Annotated in this window: 1 protein-coding gene; it reads left to right on the forward strand. The window is 67.6% G+C overall.

Going from position 1 to position 312, the window contains the following annotated elements:
• A partial coding sequence (locus C6N31_RS42765; RefSeq protein WP_232486366.1) for a hypothetical protein occupies positions 1-206 on the forward strand: 206 nt, incomplete at its 5' end.
• Positions 207-312: the final 106 nt, after the last annotated feature.

The following is a 312-nucleotide window of genomic DNA, read 5'->3' on the forward strand; positions in this document are numbered from 1 at the left end:
GAGTCCCGCCCGTGGTCGTAACCGTCTCCCTCGTCCTGCTGTTCGGCGCCCTGCTCGCCTTCCTGCTCAAGGTCGGCTCCATCAAAGCCGGGGTCTGCTTCGTCGCCGTGATGTTCGGGTTCCTCCTCGCCTCCACTGGCGCATCCGGACCCATCAACCACGCCCTCGACGGATCCGCCCACACCATCGCCCAGTGGCACCCCTGACCCGGAACGGAGAACCGATGCACCAGCACACCACCACAGGGCGTCGCCTCATGGCGGCCCTGCCGAAAGCCGCCCCGGCCATCGCCACGTCAACCGTGCTGATCCT

The organism is Streptomyces fildesensis, assembly GCF_016107395.1.
GTDB lineage: Bacteria > Actinomycetota > Actinomycetes > Streptomycetales > Streptomycetaceae > Actinacidiphila > Actinacidiphila fildesensis.